This is a genomic window from Agromyces sp. MMS24-K17, assembly GCF_043950245.1.
GTDB lineage: Bacteria > Actinomycetota > Actinomycetes > Actinomycetales > Microbacteriaceae > Agromyces.
Genome location: NZ_CP171640.1, coordinates 1,545,662 through 1,566,954, shown reverse-complemented (window position 1 = coordinate 1,566,954; position 21,293 = coordinate 1,545,662). Strand labels below are relative to the sequence as shown.

The window sequence follows — 21,293 nt, the reverse complement described above, 5'->3', positions numbered from 1 at the left end:
CTTCTCGTACGCTTTGGTCATGCGGTTCGAAGGGCGAGCGGGACTGCTTCTCCTGTGCGCGGTCGTGATGTGCGTGCTGGCCGGCTGCACCGCGATTCCGGGTGACGCATGGCGAGTCGAGCCCATCGCCTACGACAACGCGCTCGAAGGTGATTCGGCGTCATTTACCGACGTGACCTACCCGATGGGCCACATGACCGATGACACGCTCGGCGGCATCTGGACGGAGTCTGCCGGCTCCTGGCTCCACCTCGACGCGGTGGGCAAGACGGTGCGGCGCTTCAATCTCGAAGATGAGAGAGCTGTGTCAACCGTGCGAGGAATCGCGGCGCTCAATGCCACAGAACTGGTCGTCTCGCACGATGCACGCGGCGATGGGCAAGCCCTCTCCATCTTCGATACCGCGGGCATGCGTTGGAGGGATCTTCCCGCAAGTGGGGATTGGATCGGAGACGTGGCCGTCGAAAACGGGAGGATCTTCTACGTCGAGTACGTTGCGCCGCCCATGGTGCCCACGAGATTCGTCATCCGCGAGCTCGACCTGGCCACCGGTGCGGTCGTGACCCTTGCTGATGATGACGATCGCCTCATCGCGGAAGATGCGAAGATCGCCGTCGACGGCGGCGAGGTCTACCTGGTGACGGAGACGGCAACGCTCGTGCTCGTCGACGGCCTCGTCACCGCCGACACCGGTTCTTCGGGTGCTTCGCCCCCATATCTCTCCCTCGGCGGGGACGGCGACCTTGTCGCTCCCACCGATGACGCAGCTGCTGCGGAAGTGAGCACTGCAGTCGTGGGCGGCTCACGCGAAGCTCGCCGCGTACTCGAGCTCGCAGGCTGTGAAGGCCGGGGCGGCTTGACCCTGCGTGAGCGCGATGCATGGCTGCGGTTCCCGGACATCTGCCAGCCGAGATCGGTCGAGTGGCTGGGCGACGGTTCGTTCGTCGCTTCACTCGGCACCGAGTCCGGAGCAGTTCTCGCGCGGTTCATGCCTCCGACCGACTGACGTCTCAGCCGGACAAAACGAGCGTTGGACGCCCGCGGGCGGATCGCCTACCCGAACACGATTTCTCACATTTCTCCGTTCAGCATTGTCCTTGCTACGCCTGATGGTGAAGGGAAGGGCCCACCAAGCAGATCGTGATGGGTCCGGGCTGGCGCCGGTAGCCCGCACGAAGTAGCTTGCTCGCCCAGTCGGGCCACCGGCCAGGCCTGGTATCTCCGGATCATCCAATGGGAGCAGGTCGTTTTCGCGGGCGAACGCCTCGAATGCTCCGCAAGTCGGTACTACGTATCCAGGGAGCTTGGTTGCGAGCACGGCGCCGAGGTGACCATCTCGGACCAGTCGCTCGCAAATCCAACGGTGGTCACGCCTTTGGGAACTGAATTGGTGCGTCGGATCCTTCGGTCCTAAGAGTCGTCGTAGGACCGCAAATATCGGCCCTTCGGCGCTCCGTCACGGGTCAGAAGGACTGCGCAGGGGTGTCGTCAGCCCCGGGTTGCGGGCACTCCGACTCCAACTGTTCGAAGGCAGTCGCCGAAATGCCATTTGGATACGGCCCCCACAGCCCGTCCAGTTCTCCTCCCTCAAACTGGTCGATGAATACTTGCACGGAGGGAGCTTCCTCGATGTCATATCCGAGGCCGCGCACGCACTCAGCCGTTACGAGCAGCTCGCCGTACCAGGCGGCGAGCTGCTCTCTGCTCAACGGTTCCGGGTCATCGGCGTAGCCGGTTTCCTCCGCACACGCCTTCCGATCGTGCTCGTACGGCTCTGCTTGTTCGGGCCGGACTTCGGTGTCGAACGAACCATCGTCGTTCGCTTTCGAATCCCACCCGTGTTCCTGAAGGCATGAGCTCATGGCCTCCGCGAAAGGTACGCCCTCCCATCGTTTCGATGACGGCTCAGTCACCGTGGTGCAGCCTGTCAACATCACGGCAACGAGTAGGGCTGATAGAAATTGGCCTCGCCGCATCACGAGGTTAGGTAGTGCAGTACGCATACGTGTTGTCGAAGTCCACTTGTGTTGCTGCGGCGGTCCAGTCGACGAACCGGTAGCCGAAGCCGCTGTACCGGTATGTCAACACGCTTGTTGAGGGAAACTCCTTCCTCGATGAGTTGTGCTGGTGCCAGGCCGCTCCGATCGTCCTTGATTGGACGCCGACGACTTGTCCGACGCCGCACGATTGATACGCGATCTCTGCGGCCGCGTGCGCAGGTGTCGCGGCAGCTACTGCAAGTAGCGCGCTGAGCGCGAATCCAATCGCGGCTGGCCTGAACTTGTGGCGCTTGCCGTTCATTCATCCTCTTTTCTACAAGTTGAGCGTGCAGGGATGGCTGGCGTTTCAGCCATAGTGCCGAGGCGGCGACTGCGGATAGCGCTCTCGATCGGTACGGCAGAGCAGCACGGGCCGCTCGCGGCGGGCGAAACGATCCCCGGAAGTGAAGGCACGACGGCGAACTTTCGCTTCATTTGTGCTCCATTCACGTCATTCAGATCGTGGGTCAGAAATGCGACCACGGCGAATCGGTGTCGCATAGGTCGGTCCGTGATCGCGTTTCCTATTTCCCTCGAAAACTCTGCCGCCAGCTGTCGTTTCGGGTCTAGGCGGACTGGTACGACTTTCGTCCACCAGGACGGCGAATTCGTAGATCGAAGGCCCGACGGGCTGCAGTCAGGGCACTCGGAGCTCGCGGATCGGTTCGCGCCGCGCGGCAGCGGTGGCCGGAAGAACGCTCGCCAGGACGCCTACAGCGACCGACAAGATGATGAGACCGAAGACGTAGGTGTACCCCGGCAGTGGATCACCTGTCACGGCTAGGACTCCGAGCGCGACCGTGCTGCCAACACCAGCGCCGGTGATCGCGACGAGCCCGGTTTGAACGACGAGGAGGGCGACGATGAGTCTCTGGCTTGCGCCGAGTGCTCTACGCCGCCCGAAGTCCTTTCGCCGCATCATGACCAACCCGTAGAGAATGACGGCTGCAAGGATCCCGGTGAGGATCAGGATGCCGATGGTTAGTGTCTGCCCGAAGGCGCCGAGTTGTCCCTCGATCAGTCCGCGAAGCCTCGCGATCGCCTCGCTGGTCTGCACGGAAATCTTGGTTGGATCATCGACGGCAAGAACGCCGGTGACCGCAGTAGCGAGTGCAGCTACCAGGTCCGGCCGCTCGGCGATGACCACGAGGACGGCGACTTGTCCGGGCGATCCCTTCGGTTGGGGCGCAAAGAGCGCTGGTTCCAGGAAATCAAGGTGACTTGGTAAGGCAAGACGGCCACCAATTGCGTATCCTCTCCCGTCGTCGTCAGCGATGGCGCCAACTGGGTCTGCCATTCCGAGCTGTTCGAGAGCTGTGCGGGAGCCCCAGGCGATCTCTCCTTGGGGAGGTCTGGAGGGCAGACCGGCCGGCGACCAGTCATCTGCCCAGACCTGGCGGAGGGGAACCCGGGTTCCGCCGGGGAATGCACTGTTCTGCATGTCATCGGCGTTGCCGAACGCACCAACCCACTCCACACCACCCAGTCCCCGCACGCGGTCGAGCACACTCGTGTCCAAGCCCGCGGTGGAATCGGCGCGAATGACGATCGCTCGTGTGCCGGCCGAATCGATCGACCCGATCACCGCTTGTTCGGCGCCAACGGTTCGGCCGGACGTCAACAACACCGCACCACACATCCCGGCGATCATCACCAGTGTGATGATGGTCGATACTGGCGCTACCAATGCGGAAACGGCGGCTTCGCGAAGCACAGCGAGTGCCTTTCTCACAGCTCCAGCTTTCGATCGCATCGTGCGACCAGAGCGGGATCGTGGGTGACGACAACGACCGCAGCGCCACGACTCGCTTGGTCGTGCATGGCTTCGACGACGACCTCCGATGACGCCGGATCCAGGTTCCCCGTGGGCTCATCTGCGAGCAGTACTCGTGGGTTACCGATGAGGGCTCTGCAGAGTGCGATGCGCTGAGCCTGGCCGCCCGATACCTGCCCCGGCTTGGCGTCGCGCCGAAGCGCGACTCCCATCTGGTCCATCAGTTCTTCCGCACGTGGAACACGATCACGCCGTCGCTCACCGCGATAGAGCGTCGTCTCGAGAATGTTGTCGAGCACGGTTCGGGATGGGTCCAGCGCGGCGTCCTGAAAGACGAAGCCGAACTGGGTCGCTCGGGCCGCAGCGCGGTCGTGATCCTTTCGCCCTTGCATGGCATGCCCGTCGAGAAGCACCTGCCCGCTGGCCGGCCTCAGCATCAGGCCCAGGAGGTACAACAGGGTCGATTTGCCGCGGCCAGAGGGTCCCGTGACAGCTACAACTTCCCCTGCGTGGAAATCTCCGGACCACTGCTCGAGCAGTGGATGGCTTGAGTCGTATCTGAATGTGAGGTCACGGGCGGCGAGGCGGATCGTCACTTCACTCCGCTCTGTTCGGCTGGGATCCTGACACGGGCACCTTCCGCGACGCCTTCAACGATGGACATTCCACGAGCCGAAGCGGTGACCGTGACGGGTATCACCGTGCCGTCCATGCCGACCACCGAGATGGCACCGTCTGCCGAACTCTTGAGCGCAGCGGAGGGCACCACCAACCCGGTCACGGTCGGTTGAGTGATGATTCGCGCCGGAAGTACCGACTGACCCTCCACTGGCACAAGCGCACACGAATCACCGCAGATCGGGCCCTCGCCGGCGGCCTCGAGCTTGATGTTGACCTGATCCGCGCCGTCCGGCGAGGGCTCCCGTGCTGCAGCCACGGCGGTCCAGACCTGGTCTTGGACGGCGATTTCGACCTCGGTGCCGGGCGGGATTTTGGCGGCCTGCTGGGACGTTACGGGAACCACAAAGGTTGGCTCCATCGGGAGCGTGGATACGATCGGCTCGCCGCCTGCGAGCGTTGCACCCCGGAACACGACTTCGTTATCCAGTGTGATCCGTCCAGGCAGCTGGGGCACGAAGACCAAGTCGGCGGCCCGAACGACACCGTCCTCTTCAATGCCGAGCGCCTCTTGCCAATCCCGAACCGCGGCGGCGGTTCCGGTCCCGAATTCACCATCCTGAGCTCCCTCGTAGAACCCGGTAGCCGCGAGAAACTGCTGGACCTGTAGTACGTCGGCACCATCCGAACCAACCGTGACATCACGGAACGACGGAGTATCCCCTTGTGCCACCACAACCGGGCGAAGACCCACTTCGTAGAGGATCGAGCCTGCGGTGACCTCGTCGCCTGACCGTACTTGGACTGAGGTCACGATGCCGGCAGCCTGATTAGCTCCAGCGGGCTGTTCGGTCCACTCCGCCACCGTGTTGAGCGAGATCGAAGACCCGACCTCACCCATGAGCACCTCGACATTGGTATAGGGGGCCTCAACGACCGCCTCACTGGGCGGGGCGAACACAACGACCACCGCCCAGCCGATAGCCGCGACTCCGACACCTGCCGCCACGCAGATCGCGACCAGGCCGGCCCGGGTGCGCCACCTCGACTGCGGTCCAGTCGATTTGCCACCGTTGTCGTTCATTCGCCGTCTTTCTGAGTGGATCGTGCTGGCGGTCTGGTACTTCGATCATCGATTCCGACGACCCTGCGATGAGTGGGCGAGTCATCTGCTCGCCCATTTCATGTGCGGCACCTCCCGGGAGGTCTCGCGCATCGATCCTCAGCGCATCTCCTCTCAGAGTCAATGCATCCCGAAGGAAGCAACCGTGAGCCCTGCTCTTGTGAACATGCCGTTCGTGGCATTAGGGCACGGCCCGCGTTCTTCCCACTGGAGAATGCGGCTGCCGGGTCGGGATCTAGGTATGAGTACCTCGGGCTTGTGTAACGGCGTGACTGCAACCGGAAATGCCAACTGTGGAGGTCACTATGCGGGAGCACATCGTCAGCGTCGCAGTTGGTTCACACAATGGTCTCTTGAGAGCGGCACTCGTTGATCTAATCTCGGCGCAACCCCAATTCTTGTCACTCGCTTCCTGCGGCACGGCCGCCGAGGTCCGTACGGCTGTGATTACCCGTCAACCAGACCTGCTTGTCGTTGGCAGCGAGGTCGTGGACGCCGAGGAGATCGTCCTGCTATTGCGCCTGCATCGAGGCCTTCAAGTACTCATGCTCGGCAGAGAGCCCACACGCGTTCGCGTACTAACCCGAACTCGCAGCGGAATTGCGGTTCCTGAGTCCGCAACCCCCGCGGTCTTCCACAAAGCCCTCAACGTTTTCAGCCCGACGAAGCAGGCCGAAATCGTGCGTACCGACAAGCAGGGTTCACCGATCCTCTCGGCTCGTCAGCTCGAGGTGCTTTCACTTGCCGCCTCTGGTCGATCCAACGGAGAGATCGCCATTGAGTTGGGCATCCGTGAGGGGACAGTAAAGCGCCATCTCTTTGACGCGTTTCGGGTTCTGAGCGCGCGATCGCGACTCGATGCAGTGAACCGAGCCCGAGCGCTCGGGCATGCGCTTTGATCTGACGGGATCTCGCGGTGCGCGGGTGGAGGTGCAGTGGGACTGTTGCACGCGGCGCGCCTAGTTGGGCGTTCGCCGATCTACCCGCATCCCCACCATGGAACTGCCCCTGACCGTGCCTACGACGGAAGACACAGCATTTTCTGGTTCGATCGATCGCCAAGCCCTTCCGACTAACCGCATCCAGTCGGGCCAAGCCGAATTCGCGTCGTGCTCGAGGGCGCCCGAACCTGACATCGGAAGAGCCCAACGATCTGGTGTGCGGGATACGGCACAAGGGCCAGCGAAATGCGTGCTGACCCTTGTGCCGCGAGAGGTGCGAACCTCTGACGGCTCATCCGTGCCGCACCACCCCTATGAGATCAGGGTCAAGTGCTGCATCCCAGGAGGTAGCCGCCGCTGAAGGATGCGGCAGAGGTTGTGATCGTTTCGTAGACCGGTCCAGGCTGCCACCAACCCTTGTACTGGTTGAATCCAGCCGGGTAGGTGCGCTCGCGCCACATGCCGCCCTGTTCGTGCCGGTGAGCGACCGATGCCGGCGCGCCAGCCTGCGACGACGACCACCACCCTGAGTTGCAACTGTAGGTACCGGAGTTAGTCGCGGCCATGGCCGGTGACGCCGTCGCCGTCAGGCCGACGGTGACAGCCGCCGTCACCGCCAGCGCCATTGTTCGGTTCTTTAGCAAGGGATTATCCTTTCGGGTTCTGCGTGTGCCAGACCAACACAGCCCAATTAGCGGCACCGGACTTCGTTCGACGCAAACAGGCAGGAAGGCCCGGTACCGCCAGACACTCGCAACCCATAGAGTGCAGCGCATGATCGGGACTGAATCCGTTTGGCAGGCAAGAGTGAGGCAAAGATCGGTCTTCCCGCCGCTAGCGGTGGGAATGGTCGCGCTCCTGACCCTTGCGGCGTGCACCAGCCCAGCTAGGGTCGACGAAACGCAAGCAACGGGCGAGGCAATGAGCGTGTCCCCGGCAGCTGATCAGGTGTTCAAATGCATTACCGAGAAGGGCTGGGAAGTAAGTCTGAGCTGGGATGGTGGCATCGAGGCGAGTTCAGATTCGGTTCCCCAAGCCCAGTACGACCAGTACCGTGCCGATTCCGACGCCTGCTGGGCGGTCGTTGACGACAAGATTCGAAACATGTCGCCCGACCAGATTCGAGCGGCGTACACGCAAGAACTCGCCACCCGCGAGTGCCTCACGGGTCTGGGGTATGACGTCGCCGAACCTCCCTCCGAGCAAGCTTTCCTCGACGACTTCTTCATCGACCGTTGGTCTGCATACCTGGCTGCCGGGTTCGGTAATGGTTCGCTCCCGGATGATGAGTGGCGAACAGTCGTGCAGTCCTGCCCGCAGCCGTCCGGCGGGTGGGGGGTCGACTGAGCCTCGGTCGAAAGACACATGTTCTACTGTGTCCTTTGCAGTAGACGATCCAAAGACCGACCCCGTCGACGGCACAGTCGTTCGACGCCCGGACGAGTCGTTTCGTCGCTCCCCGAGTCTGACTTCGTTCGTTCCCTCTCGCCCGGACGATTTGGACTGTGTCGAGGCCGGAAGCGGCTGGGTGAGCTCGAGTTGGTCGAGAGCGGCCGGGGAACCGTGCGCGGTTTTAGCCGCCGGCGAATCGACTGGCCGTGCCAGGACCGACGGGTCGGTTATCCATTCGAGCCGCATCGGCACGCGCGTCCGCCGGGAATTGCAGGGTCTTGCACATCGCGGGCCGGGCCGAAAGGCCGAGGCCCACTCAATACCTTCGGTGCCTCGGATAGGGTGCCGTACCGCTGTGGTCAGGCGCGCCGCAGGTTCGGCCGAGTGACGATCGAGCGGGTGCTGCAAAAACTCGATTGAGCTGATGGCGGCTTGTTCGGCTCCCACGTTGCGCCGGATGTCAGCAGCACGGCAACGCACCATGCCGGCGATCACCACCACGGTCATCACCGACGCAGCCGGGGTCGCGATCGCTGATGGGAAGGTCTCCCGAAGAAACGAGCCGAGCCATGGGGCGTCGAGTCACAGGATGGTGCTCCGGCCTCAGCGCATGACGAAGCTCGGGTCGTCTTTCACGACGATGCCCGTTGCCCCGCCGGAGCCTTGCTCGTGCAGTGCGTCGACGACGACTGAAACCGGATCGAGGTTGCCGGTGGGTTTCGTCTGCGAGCAGACGGCTGGATAGGCCAGAAGCGCCAGCCAAGCGTAATACGTTGCGCTTGCCCCACCGGACGCCTGTCCCGCCTTCACATTCCTGGGGAGGCCACGCCGCAGCGGTCCAGATGCCCTACCAGCCCAACTCCGCAGGAACCGCCGGGCACGCTTCGGCGATCTCGGCAGCCTTAGGACCCATCGTCTTGGCCGTGGCGTACGGATCCCACCCGCCCGCTTGCTGGAACGTCTCGGTGAACTCCTGCTCGCTGGGAAGTTCGGGTGCCGCCGCGCCGGCATCAGCGAGGCACGGGATGAGCTTCAGCTTCGAATAGGCGTAGAGGTAGTGCAATTGCTCAGAAGTCATCGGACGAAGACTCGCTGGATCGACCGGATACATGACGTCGCAGGCGTAGCTGGCGACGCTCTGCGCCTCAGCCTGGGCGTCCGGCGGGACGGGGTCGAACGTGACCCCACCGTCGTCATTCGGTATCGCTGGGAAGCCCTGTTCGGTCAGGCACTCCGCGATGACCTGCGGGTACTCGCCACGCTCGACGTAGCGGACCCTGTCCGGATCGGGCAGAACAATGCCGGGGTAAACACCTTCCAAGTATTCGGCTCTCGAGCGGAGATAGTCGGCCGTGATCTGTTCACCCGCCGCCGCAGACAAGGCCTCCACTCTGGGGACTGGAGGGAGCGACTCCGTTGCACACGCTGCAAGACTGACCGCGATCACGAGGCAGCCGCTTGAGGCAAGGATTCGGTTGAAAATCTGAAGCCATGAGCGAGGCGTAATCATGGACGTCCTTTGATCTCAGGGTCGGGGCCCTCGGGCTCGAGGCAACGCGACTGTACAAGCATCTGCCCGTTCAAGACAGGCTTCCCCTTCCCCGCTGGCGCTACATATGCTGCCGTCCGCTGATGCCGACGCATCAGATCAGACGATCAGGAGAAGCATGAGAATCAGAGAGAAGTTGCTCGCCGCCGCAGTCATCGCGGGGAGCCTCACGCTCGCTGGGTACGCTGTGCCCGCGAACGCTGTCGAGGAGGAAACCGGACAGATCACCTGCAGCACCGGGCGCACAGCAACGCTGAAGACCCAGGACACGGGCCGTTGGTACGAGCACCGCCGCGGATATCAGGGCGGCGCGATCGTGAACCAGGCGAACGGGAATTTCCTCAACACGATCCACACCAGCAACTACGGCGGTGGAACGTCGTACTTCTACGCCGCTGCTGAAGTCAGCAACTCCGTCTACTTGTGGGGTTGCTACAGCTAGTCCGACTAGCGGGGGTGTCACCCGAAGGAGTTGGCACCCCCGCTCGTCCCGGCCTCCGGGTGGGGTTGATGAGGCGCCGCGGCCCACAACGAAAGGTGTAGTGCGAACGCCGGCGTCCGGAGCACAGAAGACTCCACCGGCAGGCGAGCGTCTCAACGAATGGCCGACGATCTTCCGAACCGGCTTGTGTCCCACCTAGATCCGATGGCAGTGGCACCCACCGAACGCCACCTTGGCGACCATGTCGTCCTCGATTGGGCTTGGGTGATGCAGCGGAGGCGTGCTTCGGGTTCAAGACCAGTGCGACCATTCCGGAGAAGCCACCGACGGCTCGGTCTCCTTGCCCAAATATCGTGATTGACACCTCTGACGGGTTCCTCGCCCGCCGCCGAATGGGGCTGCCTCGAGCGCGGGCTGCCGAGGCGCAACAGGCGCCACGCACCATCGAAAAAAGGACTTTCGGTAACGTCAGCACGGTCCGTGGAAACAGGCAGAATGTGATGATGTTCTCCGCTCTGACCCGCGTGCGGGTTCGGCATGGGTGAGCGCGAATTCGCTGACCTTTTCCGGACCTATCACTCGGTGATCGTACGGGCGGCGTTCAATCGGTTAAGTGACCGGTCTGATGCTGAGGATGCGGCGGCGGAGGTTTTCGCGCTGGCATGGCGGCGGCGAGGGGAGTCGGAGGGCGTGCTCACGATCGCCTGGCTGTATGCGACGTTGCGAAACGTCGTCGGCAACCAGTATCGCGGCCGTCAACGCCATGCGAGACGGGTTGAGAACGCACAAACCGCTTCCGACATCGCGGCCTTTGATAGCCGCGACGAGGTGCTCGATATGCGCGCCGCAGTGAGCCGTCTCGAGCCGGTGGACCGGGAGTTGATCTGGATGGCGTACTGGGAGGACTTGTCTCGGGAGGAGATTGCCCAGGTCCTTGGTTGCACGCCAGCGGCTTTGAGGGTGCGGCTGCACCGCGCACGGAAGCGGCTTGCTGAGGCTCTTTCACCGACTTCGAGTGTGGAGGAGGCGTCGTGGACGAGCTCGAACTGAGCCGCCGACTTCGGGAGGCGCGCCCCGATCTGCCTGAACGCGGTGACGCGCTCAACGCTGCTGCTGAGGTGACTCTGCGCCAGATTACGGCGACGCCTGTCCCGGTCGCGCGGCGACGCCAACCAATCTACCTCTCGGTCGCCGCGGCGGTGGCCGTGATCATGGCCGTCACGGTCGGCGTCTTCGTTTCAGTACGCCCCGCCGCCGTCTACGCCGCGGTCACACCCCCGCTGTTGGAACTGACCCCAATCGATGGCACGTCGAAAGACCTTCTCATGCAGCTCAGCTCGAATCTCGAGCCGAACGAAGAAACGAACGTCATCCGTTTTCAGTCCTGGGCACTTGCCCTCACTGTTGGCGAAACCGAGAACGTTGAGTCCGTTGCAGTTGAGCCTGAGATCCGCACTATCACTCACACGGCAGACGGCTCACGCATCGAGGTACGCCGCGGCGAACCCTACGACTCCCTCGGCAATCGACTCGTTGTGGACGGGTACCAGGTGGGAGAACTCGTCTGGGAGGAGGAGTTTCGCCGTGGCACGTTCCCCTTCGTATTCTCGGAGCCACCCTCGGAGGCAGCCGATTACGCAACGTTTCTGCAGGCGCCCACGGACCTGGCGGATCTCACAACTGGCCACTACATGCGCCAGTTGAATGTGCTGCTGGGTGAATGGGTCCTCACGACCCAGCAGACGCAGGCAGCCCTCGAGTTTCTCGCGACTCGACAAGACCTCAAGCTGGAAGGGAAGGTCGTCGACCGGCTCGGACGGACCGGAATCTCCTTTTCGACAGAAAGTCGCGCACCAGGCCAGTACATCGATCGGGTGATCGTCTCTGACCGGGGGCTCGGTTTTCTCTCCTTCGAGACCACATATGTGGGAAACGAACGCCCGGACGTCCAGGCGCCGGCAGTCGTAAGTTACACAGCCTGGGAGTGAAAGGTCCAACCGTTGTACCGAACCCGATCCGCGGCTGCCGCCCTACTGGCCGCCGCACTGCTTCTCATCCCCGCCGAAGCATCAACCGCCTCTACCCCATCAACGGATGAGGTACAGAACCGGATCAACCAGGTCCTCGCGGAATTCCCTGGTGGTGTCCAGACCGCAACGAACGAAGTGACCTGGGGAAACGGGGAGTTGATCCTGACCGTTGCCGACCCCTCGGGAGCGGCGGCGATGTCGGTGGGCAGCTGTACCACCGGCGCGCATTGCGTCTATGACGGCAGCAACCTTGCCGGGTCCAAGCTGACCTTCACGAGCTGCACGACCCAATCGGTTGGCCCGCTCGGCGCCCCAGTCCGGTCGATCGCCAATGCTCGAACATCGGCGGTGGTCCGCGCCTACAGCGACCTCGGAGCCGTCGGATCGGTCAGCGCGAACAGTTGGATCAACACCACCTGGGCCATGACCAAGATTGGCTGCTGAGCAGATCGTTCGCCCGCGAGATCGGCTCAGACTGCGAGTCTTATGAGACCTTCGATCCGCTTCTGGAAACTTCCAGATGACAGATGTCGGCGACGGTTGAATTCTGGGCCGATGCGACGGGCGAATTCTGGGCCGCCTGTTCGTCGTGTGCTTAGTCTGTCGGATCCTGTGTCTTGATGCTTGGGAGGCTGTCGATGCCGCGGCCTCGGAGTCGGTAGCTGGCGCCTTTGAGGGTGAGCACGTCGGCGTGGTGCACGATCCGGTCGATCATCGCGGCCGCGACGGCTTGGTCGCCGAACACGCCACCCCAACCGCTGAACGGCAGGTTCGAAGTCAGGATCAGGGACGCGTGTTCGTAGCGGGATGACACGAGTTGGAAGAACAGGTTCGCGGCGTCCTGCTCGAACGGGAGGTAGCCGACCTCGTCGACGATGATCAGCCCGTACCGGCGGAGTCGTGCGAGCTCTTTCGGCAGGTTTCCTTGCCGGTGGGCGTCGGTGAGGCGGGTAACCCAGTCGGTCGCGGTAGCGAACAGCACCCGGTGGCCATGGCGGGCCGCGACGATCCCGAGCGCGGTCGCGAGGTGCGTCTTCCCGGTCCCGGGCGGGCCGAGCAAGACGACGTTGCGGGCTTCGAGCAGGAACCCGCCGGACGCGAGCGCGGCGACCTGTGTCCGGGCGGTCGGTTGGGCGTCCCAGTCGAAGTCCTCGAGCGTCTTCCGGGCGGGGAACCCGGCCGCTTTGATCCGCAGTTCGGCGCCGGACGCGTTGCGGGCGGACACTTCGCGTTCCAGGACCGCGGCGAGGTAGTCCTCGAACGACCAGCCGGCGTCGCGGGCCTGGTCCGCGAGCCGAGTAGCGGCATCCGTGATCCGGGGCGCCTTGAGTGCGCTGGCGAGGTACGTGATCTGCTTGACCGACTCGGTCGTCTTCGTGGCCATCACGCGACTCCCTCGATGCCGAACGCCCGGTCGTAGTCGCCCAGGTCGCGGGTCAGGTCATCACCCTGCGGGACGGGCCGGGGTTCCTGGAACTGGTGCCGGAGCAGCTTCGCGGTTTCCACATGCGCCGGGTCGGTGATCGTGGCCCCGCGCGCCCAGGCCCGGGCGTGGTCGGCGATGACGCGGCCGTCGAGTCGTACCCGGACTCGTTCGAGGTCGGCGGTCACGTCGACGAGTCGGCCGATCGCGGTCGGGTCGACGGAGTAGTCGTTGGCGGCCAGGCGCACATAGTAGTCGCGGCCGAGCCGGATCCGTTCCCGCCAGCCCAGCTGCAACGGGATCGGCGGCAACGGCAGCATCCGGGACCGGTCGTGCTCGATCAGATCGACCGGGGCCGCTTTGATCGTGCGGACCACGCGGGCGTTCGCCGTCCGGAGCCAGTCCTGCAGTTGGGTGTTGAAGTCCGTCGGCGACGTGAACGTGCGGCCCGGCATGAACGAGGTCTCCATCCACCCGTTGCGGCGTTCGACGATGCCCTTGGACTCCGGGTCGTACGGCCGCAGCTGCACAACCCTCGTCGCGAGGGTCCCAGCGAACGCGGCCACACCCTGCGCAAGCCGGCCTCGCTGACCGATGCCGGGCTCGTTGTCCCAGATCAACCGGCGCGGCACCGCACCGAGCTGGCGGATCAGTTCCCACGAGCCCAGCAGCAAGTCCTCCGTCCTGCGCGTCGGGATCATCCGCGCCGTGATGAACCTCGAGTGCGCGGCCACGATCACCAACACCGGCAGCAGGCTCGTCGTACCGTCCTCGAGCGGGATCCGCCGTGGCGGGAACCACAGATCGCACTGCGCCGCGTCCCCGGCCGCCCAGGTCAGCCGATCCGCGGGATCGACCGGGCGATGCTCAGGCCGGAGCCGGCGCACATGCTCACGGAACCACGTGATCGACCCGACCCACCCGACACGTTCCGCGATCACCGTCGCCGGCATGTCGGGATGCTCGGCCAGCAGCGCCCGCACCCGCGCTTCGAACGGGGCGAACGACGTCGGCTGCGACCTTCGCCGGTACTGCGGCGGCCGAGCCGACGCGACTGCTGCCGCGACCGTCGTCCGTGAGATCCCCAGATCCCTCGCGACCTGACGCTGCGGAACACCATCAGCGACCAACCGCCTGATCAACGCCCAATCCTCTACCGAGATCACCCATCCAACTGTCCGGGTGGCCCAGTTTTCAAGCGTCGCTATGGCCTACTTTTCGAGCGTCGCCGACACAGCGCATTAAGTTTCGCGGCGGTTGCCCGGTTTGTCATAAGCATCGTTTGGTGGAGCACGCGAACGACCTAGCAATCCGCTTCCCGATCACGACGCGCGATTGGGCCCACACCAATCCGCTCCCGCCGTCGAAGATGATGAACAAGGGCGTCTCGGTCGACTGGACATGCCCCCATGGCCATTCCGAGCGCTGCAGCACTCGGGCTCGCGCGCAACACGGTTGCTTGCGGTGTGGACTCGGCGGGGCCGGAGAAATCGACACGGTGCACTGAGCCCTTCCAGCGCAACCAGCAACAGCGCTCCAAGGCATGACAGCCCTCCCGCGCCCCGCCTCCAGATGCGGTAGGGCGCGCAACTTCGATTCCGCTTGGGGGTTGCCACTGCCAACCGATGACCCCGGCGCCAAGGCGTCGGGCGTGACTGTCAACCAGTTCGAGAATCTGCCACTTAGGCCGCGGGCCTACAGCACCCCTCGGTGAAGACCTCCCCGGCCTCGGCCCGGATTTCCGCAAGACTCACCGTCACGTGCGTACCTTACTTCAAAGTGGGTACCTCCGCACGGGAATGCACGGTCGTCCGCGAACGCTGCCCTCTGGGACGGTGCCGCCCCGGGCGCCGGCCGGAAGGAGCCACCCATGACCATCCTCATCACCGCCGTCAGCGGCCACTACGGACGCCTCGTCGTCGACGCGCTGCTCGAGCGCGGCGCGAACCCCGCCGACCTCGTCGCGACCGCGCGGGACACGTCGAAGATCGCCGACCTCGCGGAGCGTGGCATCCGCACCGCCGTGCTCGACTACGACCGCCCCGAGACCATCGCCGCCGCGCTCGACGGCGTCGACCGGGTGCTGCTCGTGTCGGGCTCCGAGCCGGGCGCACGCCTGGCCGGCCACCGCAACGTCATCGACGCGGCCGTCGCCGCGGGCGTCGAACTGCTGGCGTACACGAGCATCTCGAAGGCCGACACCGCCGTCGACTTCCCGCTCGTCGCCGACCACCTCGCGACCGAGCAGGCGATCGCGGCGAGCGGCCTGCCCGCCGTGATCCTGCGCAACGACTGGTACACCGAGAACTACACGGCGGATGTCTCGCGCGCGGCCGAGTCGGGCGTCGTCGCCTCCTCGACCGGCGACGGGCGCGTCGCGAGCGCCACCCGCGCCGACTACGCCGACGCCGCGGCGGTCGTGCTGCTCGGCGACGGCCACGCAGGCCAGGTGTACGAGCTCGGCGGCGACACGGCGTGGAGCTACGACGAGCTCGCCGCCGCCGCATCCGAGCTGCTCGGCCGCGAGGTGACGCGGGTGCGCCTCACGACGGCGGAGCACGTCGCCGCACTCGAGTCGGCCGGGCTCGACGCCGGCACCGCCGCCTTCGTCGCGGGCCTCGACGACGCGATCCGCCGCGGCTCGCTCGAGTTCACCGACGGCACGCTGTCGCGCCTCATCGGCCGCCCGACGACGTCGCTCGCCGACGGACTGCGCGCCGCGGTCGCGGTCGCGGCGGCCTGACACCGCGGCCTGGCGCCGCAGCCTGACACCGCGGCCTGACACCGCGGCATGACGTCTCGTGTCGCAGCCCGATCCGGGCCGCCCGCCACTGCCAGGCGGGCGGCCCACCGGATCGGGCCGGGGTGACCCCGGGGCGCCGGGAAGGGGGAAGGGGGACCTGTCGTGCAGGCCTGCCACGGCGCCCGCGTCCGTCGCTGGAGGCATCCGGGGTGCGGGTCGGTACGAGCTCGGCATCGCAGGGTGTGGGTGTCGAGTTCGCGACCTGCGGTCCAGCGTAGGAACGCGGGCTGACGGCAGGCTGACCACTGACTGCGCATCGGCTGGATGCCGCCTGCGGGAGAGCTGTGCGGGACGAGGCGCAGGCGTCGCGCCCGATCAGCCCTCCGCGGCGCGCGTGCCTCCGGACTCGGCGAGGTACTCCGCATGCGCCGCGTCGAGGCCGGCGACCCGGTTGCGCAGCGTCGCCAGCACCGCGGCGACGCGGCGGACGTGATGCGCCGGCAGGTCGCCGGCCGCCTGCAGTCGGGCCGCGCGCGCCGCCAGCGACTGCACCCGGCCGACGGTGTCGCGCCGCCAGGCCTGGTAGGCCGGGTCGGACCGCCGGGCGAGGCGATCGTGCCGGTCGTCGATGATCGCGAGGCGCAGTTCGAGCGCGCGCAGGTCATCGAAGAAGGCCGGCCGATCGACGTCGTGCGGAACCTGCGCGCGGGCGGGCGCAGGCAGCCACGTGGATCGTTTCAGGTCTTGGGTCGAGTCGAGTCCCATGGTGTGCAAACTCCGAGTGATGACTCCGGATCGGGTTCCGAAGATCACGACGCTATCGCCTCCCGCCGACATTCGTCGGACGGCCGCGTCCGTTTCCGTCATCTGCGGACATTCCGCGCCATCCCGGATCCACCCGGACGAGGCATCCGCCCCCTAGGCTGACCGCATGGCGGCCGACCTGCGCGACCCCGTCCGTTCCGCCCTCGACGCCGTGCTCGGCACGGTGCGCGAGGTGCACGGCGGCGCCGTCGCCTCGTACATCCCGGAACTCGCGAAGGCCGACCCCGACGCCCTCGGCGTCGCGTTGGTCAGCACGCGGGGCATGCTGCACGACGCGGGCGACGCGGGCGCGGAGTTCACGATCCAGTCGGTGTCGAAGCCGTTCGCATTCGCGCTCGCCGTCGACACGTTCGGCATCGACGAGGTGACGAAGCACGTCGGCCTCGAGCCGAGCGGCGAGCCGTTCAACGCGATCAGCCTCGAGCCGGCCACCGGCCGCCCGCTCAACCCGATGATCAACGCCGGCGCGATCGTGATCACCTCGCTCCTCGGCGGGCCCGACGCCGACGCCGACGCGAAGGCCGCCGTCGTGCGCACCGGGCTGGAGCGGTTCGCCGGGCGCGACCTCGTGCTGGCGCAGGACGTCTACGCGTCGGAGGCATCGACGGGCGACCGCAACCGGGCGCTCGCGTACCTCACCCGGTCGGCGGGCACGCTCGGCGCGACCGCCGAGATCGCGACCGACGCGTACTTCCGCCAGTGCTCGCTCCTGGTGACCGCCCGCGACCTTGCGATCATGGCGGCGACGCTCGCGAACGGCGGCGTGAACCCGGTGTCGGGCGAGCGGGTCGTCGGGAAGGACGCCGCGCGCTGGACCACCGCGGTCATGACGAGCTGCGGCATGTACGACGCGTCGGGCACCTGGCTCGTGCACGTCGGCCTGCCCGCGAAGAGCGGCGTCGGCGGCGGCATCGTGGCGCTGCAACCGGGCCAGTTCGGCATCGGCACGTTCAGCCCGCCGCTCGACGCGCAGGGCAACAGCGTGCGCGGGGTGGCGATGCTGCAAGAGCTCTCGACCCGGTTCGACCTGCACATGCTCGAGCACCGCGGCGCGCAGCTCTCGCCGATCGCGTCGCTCGAACGCTCCGACGTCGGCGGCGAGACGGTCGCGGTGCTCCGCGGCGACCTGAAGTTCGCCGGCGCCGAGGAGGTGCTCACGCGGCTCGCCCCGCTGGTCGGCGACGACGGATGCCTCGTGCTCGACTTCTCCGCGGTGACGCGGGTGGCCGAGGGCGCGCGCCGGGTGCTCTCCGGCGTGCCGGAACGGGTCGGGCTCACCGCCGACGGTCGCCCGCGCGTGGTGATCCGCGACCCCGAGGGCGTGCTCGAACGGCGCGACCCCGCCTGAGCGCGACGGATGCCGCGACCCGGCGGTCGCGGCATCCGATGCGCCTCGTGGTCGGCCGACGTCGTCGGCCGACCCTCGCGGTCAGCCGACCGCACCCGCCCGCACCCGCCCGAGCACCCGCAGGCCGGCGACGACGAGCACGGCCAGCAGCGGCGTGACGCCCAGGGCGGGCAGCAGCGGCATCGAGTACGGCAGGAACAGCATGCCGACCTGGCCGGCGACGACCGCGGGGATCGTCCACCAGCCCATGACCCCGGCGCGCAGGAGCCCGATCGCGGCGACGATGAGCCCGACCGCGATGAGCGGGGAGAGCTGGAACGACAGCTGGAACGGCAGGTGCGCGTACACGGCCTCCGAGATCGCGGCGCCCGTCACGGGGTCGAGTCGGCGGCCGAGCTCCAGGTGCATCCAGTCGGCGTAGAGGGCCCCGGAGTTCACCAGCAGCGCGAGCGATGCGAGCAGCGCCCCGATCACCGCGGGGATCGCCCCGCGCTTGCCGCGGACCAGCCAGGCGAGGGCGAGCACACCCGCGCCCATCAGCAGATTGCCGTAGTGCAGCAGCACGGCCGACAGCTGGGTGAGGGCGGGGTCGGCGGCGAGCGAGGCGATGTAGCTCGCCTTGTCCTCCCCCTCCTGCACGGGCGACGTGGCGAGGCCCGCGAAGAAGAGCGCGGGACCGGCGAGCAGGGCGACTCCGCCGGCGGCGGCGAGCGCGATGTGCGCGCGGTTGCGCGGGGCGACGGCGGGGTCGGCGGCGGTGCCGGGGAAGGCGGCGGTTTCGGTGCTGGACATGACGTCTCCTATTCGAGCTGCGGATGCCGCTCCCTGCGGCACCTCGAATCTGCCGATCCGGTGCCGTCGTCGTCTGCCTCCTGGCGGTCCGACCGACGGACCTCGCGGACGACCCGTCGCGGCGCCGTGTCATCCGTGAGGATGACCGGGCGGGGCATCCGCTCGCCGTACCCTGTGACGCAACGAACCGCGACATGGGAAGGGAGCGCGCGCGTGCGACGCATCGACTGGGTCCCGCCCGTAGCGGCGGCCGCCGCGCTCGCCGTCGTCGGAATCGTCGAGATCGCGCTCGACCCGACGTTCCGCGCCGCGCCCGCCGCGCCGGCGCTCGTGCTCGCCGTCGTCGTCGCGGGCGCGCTGCTCAGCGTGCGCGCGCCGATCCTCGGTGCCGTGCTCGTGGCGACCCAGTTCCCGCTCGCCGCGCTGCTCGGCCTCGACGGGCCGACGGGTGCCGGCGTGCTCGGGTTCCTGCTGCTGCCCGGTTGGGCGGGGTGGCGCCGGCCCGTGCGCGTGTCGTGGCTCGCGCCGCTCGCGGCGCAACTGCTCGCCACGGTCGGCGCGGCCGTCGGCGCGGCCCTGGGCGCGGCATCCGAGACCGCGTCCGCGGCCGCGACGCCCGACCTCGCGGCGGCCGCGTGGGAGAACTTCTACTTCTCGGCGCTCGCGTGGGTGTCGTGGATCGTCGGTGCCTTCGCGCGCGGCGCCGGCGATCGCGCCGTGCGCGCCGAGCGCCTCGCCGCCGCGCTCGACGCCGAACGCGAGGCGCGGGAGCGCACGATCCTCGTGGAGGAGCGGCAGCGCATCGCCCGCGACCTGCACGACTCCGTCGCGCACTCGGTGAGCGTCATGACGTTGCAGGCGGGAGCGCTCCGCGCGACGCTGCCCGCGGGGTCGCCGGAGGCGGAGCTGCTCCGCGGCATCGAACGCCTGGGCCGCGAGTCGGTCGCCGAGCTGCGCAGCGCGGTCGGGATCCTGCGCACGTCGGAACCGGCGGATGCCGCGCCGCCGTCGCTCGCGCGCGCCGCGGAGGTCGTCGACGAGCTCCGTGCCGCCGGCGTCGACGTGACGCTGCGGGTCGACGGCGAGCCCGCCCGGCTCGGCCGCGCCGCGGACGTGTCGGCGTTCCGCGTGCTGCAGGAGTCGCTGTCGAACGTGCTGCGGCACGCGCCGGGCGCGCCGGCCGACGTGCGGCTCGCGTGGGGTGCGGGGGAACTCGTGCTGGAGGTGTCGAACCCGGTGCACGGGAGCGGCGAGGGCGCGGACGGTCGCGCGGCCGGGTCGGCCGGATCGGCCGGATCGGGTTCGGCCGGCGGGTCCGCCGATGGCGGCGGGTCCGCGGATGGCGGCGGGCACGGGCTCGTCGGCATGCGCGAGCGGCTCGCGATGCTCGGCGGCGGGTTCGCCGCGGGTCAGGTCGACGGCGGATGGCTCGTGCGCGCGGTGTTCCCGCTGGAGCCGGGGGCGCGAGCCGCCGTGGCGGCGGCGGGCTCGGCCGCCTCGGCCGCGTCGGCCGCGTCGGCCGCGAGCGAGGAGGCACGATGACCGTGATCCGGGTGGCGCTCGCCGACGACGAGGCGATGATCCGCGCCGGGCTCCGCCTCCTGCTCGAGCACCAGCCCGACCTCGAGGTCGTCGGCGAGGCCGCCGACGGCATCGACGCGGTCGCGATGGCGCGACGCACGCGCCCCGACGTGGTGCTCCTCGACATCCGGTTGCCTCGCCAGGACGGCCTCGCCGCCGCCCGCGAGATCCTCGCCGAAGGCGGAGCACGCGTCATCATGCTGACGACCTTCGACGACGACCGTTCGCTCTCGGAGGCGCTGCGCGCCGGCGTCAGCGGGTTCCTGCTGAAGGTGGCCCCGCCCGAGCAGCTGCTCGCCGCGGTGCGGAGTGTCGCCGAGGGCAACGCCCTGCTCGACCCGGCGGTCACGGTGCGGGTGATCGAGTCGTTCGCTCGCACGGCCCCGCTCGACGAGCGGCTCGCGCCGCAACTCGCGTCGCTCACCGACCGCGAGCGCGACGTGCTGCGCGAGGTCGCCCTCGGCCAGTCGAACGCCGAGATCGCGGCCTCCCTCTTCCTCGGCGAGACCACGGTGAAGACGTACCTGTCGCGAGCGCTGAGCAAGCTCGGGCTCCGCGACCGCGTCCAGGCGGTCGTGTTCGCGTACGAGAGCGGCCTGGTCCGGCCGGGGAGCGCGCGCGGCGCCGACGCCTGAACGGGGCCGCACCCGAGCGCGGTGTCGGCGGATCGGCG

General features: G+C 67.1%; 22 protein-coding genes. 11 read left to right on the top strand and 11 right to left on the bottom strand.

The window, feature by feature from the left end; genetic code table 11:
• The first annotated feature begins 19 nt into the window (after positions 1 to 19).
• The gene (locus ACGGZK_RS07050; RefSeq protein ID WP_395245565.1) at positions 20 to 1,006 is read left to right on the top strand and encodes a hypothetical protein; all 987 of its coding nucleotides are present in this window, start codon (positions 20 to 22) and stop codon (positions 1,004 to 1,006) included.
• 457 nt (positions 1,007 to 1,463) lie between these two features.
• Here ACGGZK_RS07050 and ACGGZK_RS07045 read toward each other — a convergent pair whose 3' ends face one another.
• The 4 genes from ACGGZK_RS07045 to ACGGZK_RS07030 form a co-directional block, all read right to left on the bottom strand.
• The gene (locus tag ACGGZK_RS07045; RefSeq protein ID WP_395245564.1) at positions 1,464 to 1,913 is read right to left on the bottom strand and encodes a hypothetical protein; all 450 of its coding nucleotides are present in this window, start codon (positions 1,911 to 1,913) and stop codon (positions 1,464 to 1,466) included.
• Between the two features lie 763 nt (positions 1,914 to 2,676).
• Entirely contained in the window at positions 2,677 to 3,753 is a 1,077-nt protein-coding gene (locus ACGGZK_RS07040; protein ID WP_395245563.1) for an ABC transporter permease, read from the bottom strand.
• 14 nt (positions 3,754 to 3,767) lie between these two features.
• Positions 3,768 to 4,409 (bottom strand): ABC transporter ATP-binding protein, encoded by a 642-nt coding sequence (locus ACGGZK_RS07035; protein WP_395245562.1) that lies wholly within the window; start codon positions 4,407 to 4,409, stop codon positions 3,768 to 3,770.
• A complete protein-coding gene (locus ACGGZK_RS07030) occupies positions 4,406 to 5,515 on the bottom strand; it encodes a peptidoglycan-binding protein (protein ID WP_395245561.1) in 1,110 nt (369 codons plus the stop codon). Before ACGGZK_RS07030 ends, ACGGZK_RS07035 begins: the two co-directional genes overlap by 4 nt.
• Before the next feature lie 344 nt (positions 5,516 to 5,859).
• Between ACGGZK_RS07030 and ACGGZK_RS07025 the strand changes: the two genes are divergently transcribed.
• Positions 5,860 to 6,453 (top strand): response regulator transcription factor, encoded by a 594-nt coding sequence (locus ACGGZK_RS07025; protein ID WP_395245560.1) that lies wholly within the window; start codon positions 5,860 to 5,862, stop codon positions 6,451 to 6,453.
• A 368-nt stretch (positions 6,454 to 6,821) separates the two neighbouring features.
• Here the strand turns inward: ACGGZK_RS07025 and ACGGZK_RS07020 are convergent, their stop codons facing one another.
• Positions 6,822 to 7,121, bottom strand: coding sequence for a hypothetical protein (locus tag ACGGZK_RS07020; RefSeq protein WP_395245559.1), 300 nt, complete (start codon positions 7,119 to 7,121; stop codon positions 6,822 to 6,824).
• Between the two features lie 148 nt (positions 7,122 to 7,269).
• Here ACGGZK_RS07020 and ACGGZK_RS07015 point away from each other — a divergent pair, with 148 nt between their 5' ends.
• Complete coding sequence (locus ACGGZK_RS07015; protein WP_395245558.1) at positions 7,270 to 7,842, top strand: hypothetical protein; 573 nt, start codon at positions 7,270 to 7,272, stop codon at positions 7,840 to 7,842.
• Between the two features lie 648 nt (positions 7,843 to 8,490).
• On the opposite strand, the gene ACGGZK_RS07010 is transcribed toward ACGGZK_RS07015, so the two are convergent.
• Positions 8,491 to 8,697 (bottom strand): hypothetical protein, encoded by a 207-nt coding sequence (locus ACGGZK_RS07010; protein ID WP_395245557.1) that lies wholly within the window; start codon positions 8,695 to 8,697, stop codon positions 8,491 to 8,493.
• Positions 8,698 to 8,734: 37 nt separating this feature from the next.
• Positions 8,735 to 9,268, bottom strand: coding sequence for a hypothetical protein (locus ACGGZK_RS07005; RefSeq protein WP_395245556.1), 534 nt, complete (start codon positions 9,266 to 9,268; stop codon positions 8,735 to 8,737).
• Positions 9,269 to 9,554: 286 nt separating this feature from the next.
• On the opposite strand from ACGGZK_RS07005, the gene ACGGZK_RS07000 reads away from it, so the two are divergent.
• The 4 genes from ACGGZK_RS07000 to ACGGZK_RS06985 all read left to right on the top strand — a co-directional run bounded on the left by ACGGZK_RS07000 (position 9,555) and on the right by ACGGZK_RS06985 (position 12,352).
• A complete protein-coding gene (locus tag ACGGZK_RS07000) occupies positions 9,555 to 9,878 on the top strand; it encodes a hypothetical protein (RefSeq protein WP_395245555.1) in 324 nt (107 codons plus the stop codon).
• A gap of 537 nt (positions 9,879 to 10,415) precedes the next feature.
• The gene (locus tag ACGGZK_RS06995; RefSeq protein ID WP_395245554.1) at positions 10,416 to 10,928 is read left to right on the top strand and encodes an RNA polymerase sigma factor; all 513 of its coding nucleotides are present in this window, start codon (positions 10,416 to 10,418) and stop codon (positions 10,926 to 10,928) included.
• The gene (locus tag ACGGZK_RS06990) at positions 10,910 to 11,866 is read left to right on the top strand and encodes a hypothetical protein (RefSeq protein ID WP_395245553.1); all 957 of its coding nucleotides are present in this window, start codon (positions 10,910 to 10,912) and stop codon (positions 11,864 to 11,866) included. Before ACGGZK_RS06995 ends, ACGGZK_RS06990 begins: the two co-directional genes overlap by 19 nt.
• 12 nt (positions 11,867 to 11,878) lie before the next feature.
• The gene (locus ACGGZK_RS06985; RefSeq protein WP_395245552.1) at positions 11,879 to 12,352 is read left to right on the top strand and encodes a peptidase inhibitor family I36 protein; all 474 of its coding nucleotides are present in this window, start codon (positions 11,879 to 11,881) and stop codon (positions 12,350 to 12,352) included.
• A 151-nt stretch (positions 12,353 to 12,503) separates the two neighbouring features.
• Here ACGGZK_RS06985 and istB read toward each other — a convergent pair whose 3' ends face one another.
• Both istB and istA read right to left on the bottom strand, forming a co-directional pair.
• Positions 12,504 to 13,292 carry an IS21-like element helper ATPase IstB gene (istB, locus tag ACGGZK_RS06980; protein ID WP_395245551.1) on the bottom strand — a complete coding sequence of 263 codons (789 nt, stop codon included), beginning with the start codon at positions 13,290 to 13,292 and terminating at the stop codon, positions 12,504 to 12,506.
• Positions 13,292 to 14,497 carry an IS21 family transposase gene (istA, locus tag ACGGZK_RS06975; RefSeq protein WP_395245550.1) on the bottom strand — a complete coding sequence of 402 codons (1,206 nt, stop codon included), beginning with the start codon at positions 14,495 to 14,497 and terminating at the stop codon, positions 13,292 to 13,294. The genes istB and istA overlap by 1 nt, the downstream gene beginning before the upstream one ends.
• Before the next feature lie 704 nt (positions 14,498 to 15,201).
• On the opposite strand from istA, the gene ACGGZK_RS06970 reads away from it, so the two are divergent.
• Positions 15,202 to 16,074 (top strand): SDR family oxidoreductase, encoded by an 873-nt coding sequence (locus tag ACGGZK_RS06970; protein ID WP_395245549.1) that lies wholly within the window; start codon positions 15,202 to 15,204, stop codon positions 16,072 to 16,074.
• A gap of 375 nt (positions 16,075 to 16,449) precedes the next feature.
• On the opposite strand, the gene ACGGZK_RS06965 is transcribed toward ACGGZK_RS06970, so the two are convergent.
• On the bottom strand, positions 16,450 to 16,887 hold the full coding sequence (locus ACGGZK_RS06965) for a hypothetical protein (RefSeq protein WP_395245548.1): 438 nt from the start codon (positions 16,885 to 16,887) through the stop codon (positions 16,450 to 16,452).
• A 118-nt stretch (positions 16,888 to 17,005) separates the two neighbouring features.
• Between ACGGZK_RS06965 and glsA the strand changes: the two genes are divergently transcribed.
• Positions 17,006 to 18,247: a glutaminase A gene (gene glsA, locus ACGGZK_RS06960; RefSeq protein ID WP_395245547.1), complete on the top strand. Its 1,242-nt coding sequence runs from the start codon at positions 17,006 to 17,008 to the stop codon at positions 18,245 to 18,247.
• 81 nt (positions 18,248 to 18,328) lie between these two features.
• Here glsA and ACGGZK_RS06955 read toward each other — a convergent pair whose 3' ends face one another.
• Complete coding sequence (locus tag ACGGZK_RS06955) at positions 18,329 to 19,039, bottom strand: hypothetical protein (RefSeq protein WP_395245546.1); 711 nt, start codon at positions 19,037 to 19,039, stop codon at positions 18,329 to 18,331.
• A 213-nt stretch (positions 19,040 to 19,252) separates the two neighbouring features.
• On the opposite strand from ACGGZK_RS06955, the gene ACGGZK_RS06950 reads away from it, so the two are divergent.
• Together ACGGZK_RS06950 and ACGGZK_RS06945 are read left to right on the top strand one after the other, a co-directional pair.
• On the top strand, positions 19,253 to 20,581 hold the full coding sequence (locus tag ACGGZK_RS06950) for a sensor histidine kinase (RefSeq protein WP_395245545.1): 1,329 nt from the start codon (positions 19,253 to 19,255) through the stop codon (positions 20,579 to 20,581).
• Positions 20,578 to 21,255, top strand: a complete 678-nt coding sequence (locus ACGGZK_RS06945; protein ID WP_395245544.1) for a response regulator — start codon at positions 20,578 to 20,580, stop codon at positions 21,253 to 21,255. The genes ACGGZK_RS06950 and ACGGZK_RS06945 overlap by 4 nt, the downstream gene beginning before the upstream one ends.
• Positions 21,256 to 21,293 lie beyond the last annotated feature (38 nt).